At 70.7% G+C, this 11,949-nt stretch carries 10 protein-coding genes; 9 read left to right on the forward strand and 1 reads right to left on the reverse strand.

Annotated elements, in window-relative coordinates; translation table 11 throughout:
- Positions 1-40 precede the first annotated feature (40 nt).
- From gcvT to JRG78_RS03540, 9 genes are all read left to right on the forward strand, one after another.
- Positions 41-1,186 (forward strand): glycine cleavage system aminomethyltransferase GcvT, encoded by a 1,146-nt coding sequence (gcvT, locus tag JRG78_RS03500; protein WP_272653610.1) that lies wholly within the window; start codon positions 41-43, stop codon positions 1,184-1,186.
- Entirely contained in the window at positions 1,183-1,560 is a 378-nt protein-coding gene (gene gcvH / locus JRG78_RS03505; RefSeq protein WP_259607651.1) for a glycine cleavage system protein GcvH, read from the forward strand. Before gcvT ends, gcvH begins: the two co-directional genes overlap by 4 nt.
- Positions 1,557-4,532 carry an aminomethyl-transferring glycine dehydrogenase gene (gene gcvP, locus JRG78_RS03510; protein ID WP_442927370.1) on the forward strand — a complete coding sequence of 992 codons (2,976 nt, stop codon included), beginning with the start codon at positions 1,557-1,559 and terminating at the stop codon, positions 4,530-4,532. Before gcvH ends, gcvP begins: the two co-directional genes overlap by 4 nt.
- 190 nt (positions 4,533-4,722) lie before the next feature.
- Positions 4,723-6,360 carry a peptide ABC transporter substrate-binding protein gene (locus JRG78_RS03515; RefSeq protein WP_259607653.1) on the forward strand — a complete coding sequence of 546 codons (1,638 nt, stop codon included), beginning with the start codon at positions 4,723-4,725 and terminating at the stop codon, positions 6,358-6,360.
- Positions 6,361-6,456: 96 nt separating this feature from the next.
- Positions 6,457-7,389, forward strand: a complete 933-nt coding sequence (locus tag JRG78_RS03520) for an ABC transporter permease (protein ID WP_259607654.1) — start codon at positions 6,457-6,459, stop codon at positions 7,387-7,389.
- A complete protein-coding gene (locus JRG78_RS03525) occupies positions 7,376-8,323 on the forward strand; it encodes an ABC transporter permease (RefSeq protein ID WP_259607655.1) in 948 nt (315 codons plus the stop codon). The genes JRG78_RS03520 and JRG78_RS03525 overlap by 14 nt, the downstream gene beginning before the upstream one ends.
- Entirely contained in the window at positions 8,320-9,969 is a 1,650-nt protein-coding gene (locus JRG78_RS03530; RefSeq protein WP_272653612.1) for an ABC transporter ATP-binding protein, read from the forward strand. The genes JRG78_RS03525 and JRG78_RS03530 overlap by 4 nt, the downstream gene beginning before the upstream one ends.
- 14 nt (positions 9,970-9,983) lie before the next feature.
- Positions 9,984-10,589 (forward strand): PH domain-containing protein, encoded by a 606-nt coding sequence (locus JRG78_RS03535; protein ID WP_272653613.1) that lies wholly within the window; start codon positions 9,984-9,986, stop codon positions 10,587-10,589.
- A 78-nt stretch (positions 10,590-10,667) separates the two neighbouring features.
- Positions 10,668-11,000: a TFIIB-type zinc ribbon-containing protein gene (locus JRG78_RS03540; RefSeq protein ID WP_272653614.1), complete on the forward strand. Its 333-nt coding sequence runs from the start codon at positions 10,668-10,670 to the stop codon at positions 10,998-11,000.
- A gap of 51 nt (positions 11,001-11,051) precedes the next feature.
- On the opposite strand, the gene JRG78_RS03545 is transcribed toward JRG78_RS03540, so the two are convergent.
- Positions 11,052-11,831 (reverse strand): CPBP family intramembrane glutamic endopeptidase, encoded by a 780-nt coding sequence (locus tag JRG78_RS03545; protein WP_259608117.1) that lies wholly within the window; start codon positions 11,829-11,831, stop codon positions 11,052-11,054.
- Positions 11,832-11,949 lie beyond the last annotated feature (118 nt).

Here is an 11,949-nt window from a genome sequence, read left to right on the forward strand (position 1 = left end):
GCGCCGATGCTGCCCGCCCGACCCTGACCGGGAGAACTCCGTGACCGAATCCCCGACGACGCGCGACAGCGCGGCGCAGCCCCAGCGAGCCACCCCGCTCCGTGAGCGCCACGAGGCGCTCGGAGCGTCCTTCACCGACTTCGGCGGCTGGCAGATGCCGGTGCGCTACACCTCCGACCTCGCCGAGCACCACGCCGTGCGCCAGGCCGCGGGCATCTTCGACATCTCGCACATGGCCGAGTTCACCGTCCGCGGCGCCGGCGCGGCCGACTTCCTCGACTACGCCCTCGCCGGACGGCTGTCCGCGCTCGCCGTCGGCAAGGCGAAGTACTCGCTGCTGCTCGCGGAGACCGGCGGCATCATCGACGACGTCATCGTCTACCGGATGCAGGAGGACGACTTCCTGATCATCTCGAACGCGGGCAACCGCGATGCGGTGCGGGCGGCGCTCACGGCGCGGACCTCGGGGTTCGAGGTCGAGGTCGCCGACGTGTCCGACGACTACGCCCTCATCGCCGTGCAGGGCCCGGCCGCCGAGGCCATCGTCGCGGCCACCGCCGGCATCGAGGAGGTCGGCGTGCCGTGGAGCGACCAGAAGTACTACGCCTGGGCGTCGGCGAGCTTCGCCGGGCGCCCGCTGCTGCTCGCCCGCACCGGCTACACCGGCGAGGACGGCTTCGAACTGCTGGTGGACGCCCGCGACGCCGTCGCGCTGTGGGACGCGCTGCTCGTCGCCGGTGAGGGGCACGGACTGGTGCCCGCCGGTCTCGCCGCCCGCGACACCCTGCGCCTGGAGGCCGGGATGCCGCTGTACGGGCACGAGCTCACCCTCGACACCACGCCGGTGCAGGCCGGGCTCGGCCGCGTCGTCGTCGCCGACAAGGAGCGCTTCGTCGGCAAGGAGGCCCTGGCCGATGCCGCGGGCGCCGGCGGCCGGGTGCTCGTCGGGCTCACCGCCGAGGGCCGGCGCGCCGGCCGTGCCGGGTACCCGGTCCGAGACGCGGACGGCGCCCAGATCGGCGAGATCACCAGCGGCGCGCTCAGCCCGACGCTCGGACACCCGATCGCGATGGCCTACGTCGACGCCGGTTCCGCCGCCGAGGGAACCGGAGTATTCCTTGATGTGCGGGGCACCCTCATCCCCGCGACCGTGACCGCCCTGCCTTTCTACCGGAGGAAGAAATGACCGATCTCACCGCCCTCAAGTACAGCGAAGAGCACGAATGGGTCGCCGCTGACGGCGCCGTGGCCACGGTCGGGGTGACCGACTACGCGGCCGACAGGCTGGGCGACGTCGTCTTCGTGGAGCTGCCGGCCGTCGGCACGGCGATCACGGCGGGCTCCGTGGTCGGCGAGATCGAGTCCACGAAGTCGGTCGGGGAGCTGTACGCCCCCGTCTCCGGCACCGTGGTCGAGGTCAACGACGCCGTCGTCGACGACCCGTCGCTGGTGAACTCCGCGCCGTTCGAGGGCGGCTGGCTGATCAAGGTCGAGGTGGCCGACGGCGCCCTCGACGGGCTGCTCGACCGCGACGCGTACGTCGCGCTCACGGAGGGCTGAGAGTGGATTCCTTCGCCGATCGCCATATCGGGACGACCGCCGACGCACAGCGACGGATGCTGGCCGCTCTCGGCATCGACGCCACGGCGGCCACTGCCGCGGGCTCCCCTGACCGCGCGCCGGACGTGCTCGCTTCCGCCGTGGAGACGCTGATGCGACAGGCCGTCCCCGCCGCCATCTTCACCGAGGCGCCGGACGCTTCGACGCGCTCAGCGTCCGGGGAAGGCTCAGCGTCCGGGGAAGGCTCAGCGTCCGCGTCCGTGATCCCGCCGGCCGCCTCGGAGGCGGAGACCCTCGCCGAGCTGCGCGCCCTCGCCTCCCGCAACCGGGTGAGCCGGCCGATGATCGGCCTCGGCTACTACGGCACGTTCACCCCGTCCGTGATCCAGCGCAACGTCCTGGAGAACCCGTCCTGGTACACGGCGTACACGCCCTACCAGCCCGAGATCTCCCAGGGCCGGCTGGAGGCGCTGATCAACTTCCAGACCATGGTGTCCGACCTCACCGGTCTGTCCATGGCGAACGCGTCGATGCTCGACGAGTCGACCGCGGTCGCGGAGGGCATGCTGCTGGCCCGGCGGGCGTCGAAGTCGACATCCGCCGTGTTCGTCGTCGACGCCGACGCACTGCCGCAGACGAAGGCGCTGCTCGCGACGAGGGCGGAGGCCGTCGGCATCGAGCTCGTCGAGCGCGACCTCGCCGCAGGCGCGGAGCTGCCGAGCGAGCTGTTCGGGGTGTTCCTGCAGTACCCGGGCGCCTCGGGCCGCGTCTGGGACCCCACGGCCGTGATCGACGCGGCGCACGTCGCCGGAGGCCTCGCGGTGGTCGCCGCCGACCTGCTCGCCCTGACGCTGCTGCGCTCGCCCGGATCGATGGGGGCGGACGTCGCGGTGGGCACCACTCAGCGCTTCGGCGTGCCGATGGGCTTCGGCGGACCGCACGCCGGGTACATGGCCGTCCGCTCCGGGCTGGAGCGGCAGCTGCCCGGCCGGCTCGTCGGCGTCTCTCAGGATGCCGAGGGCAGGCCCGCGTACCGCCTGGCGCTGCAGACCCGCGAGCAGCACATCCGCCGTGAGAAGGCGACCTCGAACATCTGCACCGCGCAGGTGCTGCTGGCCGTGATGGCCTCCATGTACGCCGTGTACCACGGGCCCGACGGGCTGCGCTCGATCGCGAACCGGGTCGCCGCCTGCGCCCGCTTCCTCGGCTCCGAGCTGGTCAAGGACGGCGCCGAGCTGGTGCACGAGGCCTACTTCGACACGCTGTCGGTGCGCGTGCCCGGCCGCGCCGCGGAGATCGTCACCCGTGCGCACGACGAATTCGGCATCCTGCTGCGTCTGGTCGACGCGGACACGGTCGGCGTGTCCGTCGACGAGACCACCACCATGGACGACGTGTTCCGGGTCGTGGCCGCCTTCGGTGCCCAGGGCGAGCGCTCCTTCGCGTTCCTGCCCGCCCACGCCCTCCCCGCGGCGCTGCTGCGCGAGGACGAATACCTCACGCATCCGGTCTTCCACCAGCACCGCTCCGAGACCGCCATGATGCGGTATCTGAAGCAGCTCGCCGACCGCGACTACGCCCTGGACCGGGGCATGATCCCGCTCGGCTCCTGCACCATGAAGCTCAACGCCGCCACCGAGATGGCCCCGGTCACCTGGCCGGAGTTCGGGCAGCTGCATCCGTTCGCGCCGGCATCCGACGTCGAGGGATCGCTGGCGATGATCGACGAGCTCGAGGCCTGGCTCGCCGAGGTCACCGGGTACGACGCGGTGTCTCTGCAGCCGAACGCCGGGTCGCAGGGCGAGCTGGCCGGTCTGCTCGCGATCCGCGGATACCACCTCGCCAACGGCGACGCGCAGCGCACCGTCTGCCTCATCCCGTCCTCGGCGCACGGCACGAACGCCGCATCCGCCGTGCTGGCGGGCATGAAGGTCGTCGTGGTCGCGTGCGACGAGCTCGGCAACGTCGACCTGGACGACCTGCGCGCCAAGATCACCCAGCACGCCGACGAGCTGTCGGCCCTGATGATCACCTACCCGTCCACGCACGGCGTGTACGAGCAGCAGGTCGTCGAGATCACCTCGGCCGTGCACGAGGCCGGCGGCCAGGTGTACGTCGACGGCGCGAACCTGAACGCGCTGCTCGGCTACGCGCGGTTCGGCGACCTCGGCGGCGACGTGTCGCACCTGAACCTGCACAAGACGTTCGCCATCCCGCACGGCGGCGGCGGGCCCGGCGTCGGTCCGGTCGCGGCCAAGGCGCACCTCGCGCCGTACCTGCCCGGGCATCCGATGGCACAGCGCCGCGAGCACGCCGGCGGGTTCGTCTTCGAGGGCGGTCCGGTCTCGGCGGCGCCGTACGGCTCCGCGGGCGTGCTGCCGATCTCGTGGGCGTACGTGCGGATGATGGGCGCGGCGGGTCTGCGCCGGGCGACCGCGGCCGCCGTGCTGTCGGCGAACTACATCGCGGCACGCCTCGCCGAGCACTACCCGGTGCTCTACACCGGCGAGAACGGCCGGGTCGCGCACGAGTGCATCCTGGATCTGCGTCCGCTCCGCGAGGCGACCGGGATCACCGTCGACGACGTCGCGAAGCGCCTGATCGACTACGGCTTCCACGCCCCGACCATGTCGTTCCCGGTCGCCGGCACGCTGATGGTGGAGCCGACCGAGTCGGAGGACATCGGCGAGCTGGAGCGGTTCATCGAGGCCATGATCGAGATCAAGGCGGAAGCGGATGCCGTGGCCGCCGGCCGCTGGCCCGCGGACGACAACCCGCTGGTGAACGCGCCGCACACCGCCGCCTCCCTGATCGCGGGGGAGTGGCAGCACGCGTACACCCGCGAGGAGGCCGCCTACCCGGTGCCGACCCTCGTCGCCGGGAAGTACTGGCCGCCGGTGCGCCGCATCGACCAGGCCTACGGCGACCGCAACCTCGTGTGCGCGTGCCCGCCCGTGGAGGCGTTCGCGTAGCATCCGCACGAGCCATCTGCGACAGCCCGCCCCGGCACGCGTCCCGGGGCGGGCTCTCGCGCCTTCCCGAACGCCGGTTCAGTAACGGTTCATTAACGGAGCCTGTGCGGGGCGCGGGCATCCGACTAGTCTCGGAGCATCGACGCGCTCGACGATGAGCGTGTGCTTGTACGGTCCACAGGAGGACACAGTGAAGCGAAACAGGATCACCCTGGCGGGACTCGCGCTGATCGCGGCGAGCGCCCTGGCTCTCTCCGGCTGCGCAGGAGGCGGCGACAACCCCGATGCCGGTGACGACGGCGGATCCGGTGCCGACAGCACCGCGATCATCAAAGTCAACGGCTCGGAGCCGCAGAACCCGCTCATCCCGACCAACACCAACGAGGTCGGCGGTGGCAAGATCCTCGACGCGATCTTCGCCGGCCTGATCGGCTACGCGGCCGACGGTTCGGTGTTCAACGACGTCGCGGAGGAGATCGTCGTCGACGACCCGCAGCACCTGACCGTGAAGCTCCGCAAGGGCCTCACCTTCACCAACGGCGAGGAAGTCACCGCCGACAACTTCATCAAGGCGTGGAACTATGGCGCGCTCGCCTCCAACGAGCAGCTCTCCAGCTACTTCTTCGAGGACATCGAGGGCTTCAGCTACGACGCCGACTCCGAGCTCACCGGCCTGGAGCAGGTCGACGACCACACCTTCACCATCACGCTGAACAAGCCGGCCTCCGACTTCGCCCAGCGGCTCGGCTACTCCGCCTACTACCCGCTCCCGGATGTGGCCTTCGAGGACATGGAGGCCTTCGGCGAGAACCCGATCGGCAACGGCCCGTACATGCTCGACGGGGAAGGCGCGTGGCAGCACGACGTCGGCATCAACCTGGTCGTGAACCCCGACTACGACGGCCCGCGCAAGCCGGTCAACGGCGGGCTGGACATCGTGTTCTACGCCACGCAGGACGCGGCGTACTCCGACCTGCTGGCGAACGAGCTCGACGTGCTGGACGCGGTTCCGGACTCCGCATACGAGACCTACGAGTCCGACCTCGGCGACCGCGCGGTGAACCAGCCGGCCGCGGTGTTCCAGTCCTTCACGATCCCCGAGCGGCTGCCGCACTTCAGCGGTGAGGAGGGCAAGCTGCGGCGCCAGGCGATCTCGATGTCGATCAACCGCGAGGAGATCACCGACGTCATCTTCCAGGGCACGCGCACCCCGGCCAGCGACTTCACCTCCCCGGTGATCGACGGCTGGACCGACGAGCTCGAGGGCGCCGAGGTGCTGGGGTACGACCCGGAGAAGGCGAAGGAGCTGTGGGCGCAGGCCGACGCGATCAGCCCGTGGAGCGGTGAGTTCCAGATCGCCTACAACGCGGACGGCGGGCACCAGGCGTGGGTCGACGCGACGGTCAACTCGATCAAGAACACTCTCGGCATCGAGGCATCCGGTGCGCCCTACCCGACCTTCGCCGAGCTGCGCAGCAAGGTCACCGACCGCACGATCCAGACGGCGTTCCGCACCGGCTGGCAGGCCGACTACCCCGGTCTGTACAACTTCCTCGGCCCGCTCTACGCCACCAACGCCGGCTCGAACGACGGCGACTACTCGAACCCGGAGTTCGACAAGCTGATCGCCGAGGGCATCTCCGAGACCGACCCGGACAAGGCGAACGAGCTGTTCCAGCAGGCGCAGGAGATCCTGCTGCAGGACCTGCCGGCGCTGCCGCTGTGGTACTCGAACGTCGTCGGCGGCTACGCCGAGACGGTCAGCAACGTCGAGTTCGGATGGAACTCGGTCCCGCTGTTCGAGAAGATCGAGAAGAAGGCGGAGTAACCCTTCGCGACGAGGCGGTGGAGTCGTGCTCCACCGCCTCGTTCTCTCTGCCCCCGCGGCGCGCGCTGCGCGCTCGTACCCGAAGGGAGGTCGAGGGTGGCCTTCTACATCCTCAGACGCATCCTGCAGGCGGTTCCGGTGTTCTTCGGAGCGACCCTGCTGATCTACTTCATGGTCTTCCAGATGCCGGGCGACCCGATCGCGGCGCTGTTCGGCGACCGGCCCCCGAACGAGGCGCTGCTGCAGCGGCTGCGCGCCGAGTACCACCTGGACGAGCCGTTCCTGGTGCAGTACTTCTACTACATCGCCGGCATCTTCCAGCTGGACTTCGGCACCAGCTTCTCCGGGCAGCCGGTCATCGACGTCCTCGCCCGCACGTTCCCGGTGACGCTGCGGCTGGCGGTGATGGCGGTCGCGATCGCGTTCGTGCTGGCGATCGTGATCGGCCTGTTCTCGGCGCTCGACAAGGGCGGTGTGTTCGACAACGCCATGCTCGTGCTCGCGCTGATCTTCATCGCGGTGCCGATCTTCGTGCTCGCGTTCCTCGCCCAGTACTTCCTGGCGGTGCAGTTGGGCTGGTTCCGGCCGACCGTCGGGGCCCGCAACGACTGGGGGGATCTCTGGCTGCCGGCCATCGTCCTCGGCGTGAGCGTGTACGCCACCAGCATGCGGCTCACCCGCGCGTCGACGATCGACACCCTGAACCAGGACTGGGTGCGCACGGCGTACAGCAAGGGCCTGCCGCGGCGCCGAGTGCTCCCGGTGCACGTACTGCGCAACTCGCTGATCCCGATGGTCACCGACCTCGGCACCGTGTTCGGCATCCTCATGGTCGGCGCCACGGTGACCGAGGGCATCTTCAACGTGCCGGGCGTCGGCAACACGCTGTACGAGGCGATCATCCGCGGCGAGAACCCCACCGTGGTGTCGTTCGTCACCGTGTTCGTCGTCGTCTACGTCTTCGTCAACATCATCGTGGACCTGCTCTACGGCCTGCTCGACCCGAGGATCCGCTATGTCTCGTCTTGACCAGCAGCAGCGGGAGCACTACGTCGCTCCCGTCGACACGACCGCGGTGCCGGTCGACGTCGTCCGCATCGACCCGAAGCCGAGCAACCTCTGGCTGGACGCGTGGCGCGACCTGCGCAGCCGTCCGCTGTTCTGGATCTCGGTCGCGTTCGCCGTGCTGATCATCGTCGTCGCGCTCTTCCCGTGGCTGTTCACCCAGGTGCCGCCGAACAACGGATGCCAGCTGTCGAACAGCAACGGCGGGCCTCAGTCCGGGCATCCGCTCGGCTTCACCCGCCAGGGGTGCGACGTGTACTCCCGGGTGATCTGGGGCACCCGCACCTCGGTCGTCGTGGGCGTGCTGGCCACGCTGATCAGCACCGTCATCGGCGTCGTCATGGGCGCGCTCGCGGGGTTCTACGGCGGCTGGCTCGACTCGCTGCTCTCGCGCGTCGGCGACATCTTCTTCACGATCCCGTACATCATCGCCGGCGTGGTGGTGATGTCGGTGATGCCGGTGCGCAACGAGTTCGTGCTCGCCTTCGCGATCGGCGGGTTCTCGTGGGCCGCCACCGCGCGGGTCATGCGGGCCGAGGTGCTGCGGGTGAAGCAGGCCGACTTCGTGATGGGGGCGGAGGCCGTGGGCATGTCTCGCTTCAAGACCCTGCTGTATCACGTGCTGCCCAACGCCATGGCGCCGGTGATCGTCGTCGCGACCCTGAGCCTGGGCGCCGCCATCGTGGCGGAGTCGGTGCTGTCGTTCCTTGGCGTCGGGCTCGGCGGCAGCACGATGTCGTGGGGCAATGACATCAGTCAGGCCCAGACCAGCATCCGCACCGCCCCGATGGCGCTGTTCTGGCCGTCGCTGGCGCTGACGATCACGGTGCTGGCGTTCATCACCCTCGGCGAGCTGCTCCGCGACGCCGTCGACCCGAAGGCGAGGGCACAGCGATGACCGAACCGCTTCTCAGCGTGCAGGATCTGCGCGTCGCGTTCCGCAGCGGCAAGGCGAGCCGCGAGGTGCTGCACGGGGTCAGCTTCGACCTCTTCCCGGGCGAGACCCTCGCCATCGTCGGCGAGTCCGGATCCGGGAAATCCACCACGGCGTCCGCGATCATCCGGCTCCTGCCGGGGACGGGTCACGTCACCGGCGGGCGCATCATGCTCGACGGGCGCGACCTGACCGCGGCCAGCCGCACCGAGATGGAGCACGTCCGCGGGCGCGAGATCGGCTACGTGCCCCAGGATCCGATGTCGAACCTGAACCCGGTGTGGTCGATCGGCTTCCAGGTCAAGGAGGCGGTGCGCGCCAACGGGCTCGCGCAGGGACGGCAGCAGGTGCACGACCGCGCGGTCGAGGTGCTCATGCAGGCGGGGCTGAAGGACGCCGCGAAGCGGATGCACCAGTTCCCGCACCAGTTCTCCGGCGGGATGCGGCAGCGCGCCCTGATCGGGATCGGGCTGGCGGCGGACCCGAAGCTGCTCATCGCCGACGAGCCGACCAGCGCGCTCGACGTCACGGTGCAGCGGGTGATCCTGGATCACCTCGCCACGCTGACCAGCGAACGCGGCACCTCGGTGCTGCTGATCACGCACGACCTGGGCCTGGCCGGCGAGCGCGCCGACCGGATCATCGTGATGAACCAGGGCGAGATCGTGGAGGCCGGCCCGAGCGCGGAGATCCTCTCGAACCCGCAGCATCCGTACACCCAGCGTCTCGTCGCCGCCGCGCCCAGCCTCGCCTCGCAGCGCATCGGAGCCATGGCGCAGGGGCTCGAGCCGCCGGCGGACGAGGCCCCGGCCGTGGTCGAGGTGCGCGAGCTCACCAAGGAGTACTCCATCCGCACCGGCGGGCTGCGGCACGAGCGGTTCCGGGCGGTGGACGGCGTGTCGTTCTTCATCCCGCGCGGGAAGACGCTCGCGCTGGTGGGGGAGTCCGGGTCGGGCAAGTCCACGGTGGCGAAGATGCTGCTGCAGTTGGAGAAGCCGACCAGCGGCGAGATCCTCATCGACGGGCATGAGACGAGCACGATGTCGCGCGCCGACGTCTTCCGGCTGCGGCGCCGGATGCAGCCGGTCTTCCAGGACCCGTACGGCTCGCTCGATCCGCTGCGCAGCATCGGCAGCCTCATCTCCGAGCCGCTGCACGTGCACGGCATCGGGACGCGCGAGGAGCAGCACCGGCGGGCGCTGGAGTTGCTGGACCAGGTGGCGCTGCCGCGGGAGCTGGCCTGGCGGTATCCGAACGAGCTGTCCGGCGGACAGCGGCAGCGGGTAGCCATCGCCCGCGCCCTGGCGCTCAAGCCCGACATCGTCGTGCTCGACGAGGCGGTGTCGGCCCTGGACGTGCTGGTGCAGGACCAGATCCTGCGTCTGCTGTCCGACCTGCAGCGCGAGCTCGGCCTGACCTACCTCTTCATCACGCACGACCTCGCCGTCGTGCGCGTCGCCGCGGACCTCGTCTGCGTCATGGAGAAGGGCCGCATCGTCGAGCAGGGCACCGTGGACGCGATCTTCGCGGATCCGCAGGAGGAGTACACGCGTCGCCTGCTCGACGCCATCCCGGGGGCGACGCTGCCGCTGGGACGCCCGGCGCTGTGACCGGAGGACGATCGGTGATCGACCGGCCCGCCCCCGGCAGCGCCGCCCCGTTCCGCAATCGGGGCGGGGTGGCGCTGCTGGTGATCGGCGCGGTGCTCGCGGCCCTGCTGCTGGCCGACGCGGTGGTTCGCGCCGGGGTGGGCACGGCGCTGCTGCTCGTCCCGTGGCTGCTGCTCGTGCTGTGGGGACTGCATGTGGCCGGCGTGGCATCGGGCATCCGTCCGGGCGTGGACGGGGTGCTGGTGCAGAACCTGCTGCGGCGCACCTTCGTCCCCTGGTCGAGGGTGCGCCGGATCGGCATGCGCTGGCAGGTCGAGATCGAGCTCGACGACGGCTCCACCCTCCCCTGCTTCGGCGGTCCGGTGCGCAGCCGGCCGCAGCGGCTGGGTCCGGGGCGCCGGCCGGAGGACACCACGGGAGCGGCGGAGGACGCGGTGGCCATGCTGCGTCGGATGAGGGCGGATGCCGCGGGGACGACGCCTGCGGATGCCGCGGGGACGACGGCCGGGGGGACGACGGACGCGGATGCGCCGATCCGGCGTGGCTGGGACGTGCCCGCGCTGGTCGCGCTCGCGGTCATCGTGGCGTGGGCGGTGGTCGCGGTGCTGCTGACGCGGTGAGTCGCCGCGGAGGTGAGCGTCGCGAAGCCGGTGAGCGTCGCGGAGCCGGTTCACAGGTGCGGATGCTTGGCTGACCGCATGCTTTGCCCCGCAGATGGATCCACGCTGGTGATGAGCGAACGCAGCGGCATCGAGATCGACTACTGCCCGCAGTGCCGTGGCGTGCGGCTCGACCGCGGTGAGCTCGACAAGATCATCGACCGCTCCGTCTCAGCGCCGCAGCCGGCGGCGTACCGGCCGGAGCCGGGCCCGGCCGCGCCGTCGGGCTATGAGCCGCCGCGCTACGACGAGCCGCGATACGACCAGCGCCGCTACGACGAGCCGCGCTACGACGACCGCCGCTACGACGACCGCGGCCACCGCCCGCACAAGCGCAAGCGCGAGAGCTGGCTCAGCGAGCTGTTCGACTGATCCGCGACGGCGGTACGGCCGGCCGCCGAGTACCGCCGCTCTCCGAACGCGTCAGCCGGGCAGCCCGAACAGCTCGGGCCAGGTGTCTGCCGCCCACGGGTAGCCGACGAACGCGACCGCGTCGATGACGAAATGCGCCACCAGGAACGGCAGCAGCCGGCCGGTGCGCGCGAACAGCCAGCCGAACAGCAGCCCCATCGCCAGGTTCCCCGCGAACGCCCCCGGCCCCTGGTACAGGTGGTACGTCGCCCGCAGCACGGCCGTGGCCAGGACGATCGGCCACGGTCCCCAGCCCAGGGTGCGCAGCCGGGAGAACAGGTAGCCCAGCAGGACGACCTCCTCGATGATCGAGGCGCGCGCCGCGGACAGCAGCAGCACCGGCACGGTCCACCAGTGCGCGTCCAGCCCGGACGGGTCGATCGCGACGAACAGGCCCAGCGCGCGGCCGGCCAGGTACACGCCGAGTCCGGGGACGCCGATCGCGATCACCAGCAGGAGTCCGGCGCCGAGGTCCCGGCCGGCGCGGTCGCCGTCCAGGCCGAGCGCCCCCAGCCGCGGGCGGGCGGGCCGCCAGAGCAGGAAGCAGACCAACAGCACGGGCACGATCGAGAACCCGATCGAGAGCAGCTGGTAGACGAGGTCGAACACCTCGCGGTCGCTGCGCGAGGGGTTCAGCGTCGCGGTCTGTTCGGCCAGCGGCGTGGCATCCGTGAGCCGGTAGGCGAGCTGCACCACGGCGTACACCGCCGACTGCCCGAGCCCGAGCGCCAGCACGATCGCGATCTCCCACCACAGCCGGGATCGCGACGGAAGCTGCTGCACAGCCCCGATGCTAACCCGTTTCCCCCTCGGGGGTTTGGGGCGGGATCTCGCGTTCGGGGCGGGGGAGACCCGCCCCGAACGCGAAAATCCGCCCCAAACCCGGGGGAGGGAGCGCGCGGGGGACGTA

This window comes from Microbacterium sp. EF45047, assembly GCF_028472845.1.
Lineage (GTDB): Bacteria > Actinomycetota > Actinomycetes > Actinomycetales > Microbacteriaceae > Microbacterium > Microbacterium neungamense.

Excerpts from the sequence above, each read along its gene's own strand:
- JRG78_RS03540 (WP_272653614.1), top strand. The coding sequence starts at position 10,668 with ATGCTTTGCCCCGCAGATGGATCCACGCTGGTGATGAGCGAACGCAGC.
- JRG78_RS03530 (WP_272653612.1), top strand. The coding sequence starts at position 8,320 with ATGACCGAACCGCTTCTCAGCGTGCAGGATCTGCGCGTCGCGTTCCGC.
- JRG78_RS03525 (WP_259607655.1), top strand. The coding sequence starts at position 7,376 with ATGTCTCGTCTTGACCAGCAGCAGCGGGAGCACTACGTCGCTCCCGTC.
- gcvH (WP_259607651.1), top strand. The coding sequence starts at position 1,183 with ATGACCGATCTCACCGCCCTCAAGTACAGCGAAGAGCACGAATGGGTC.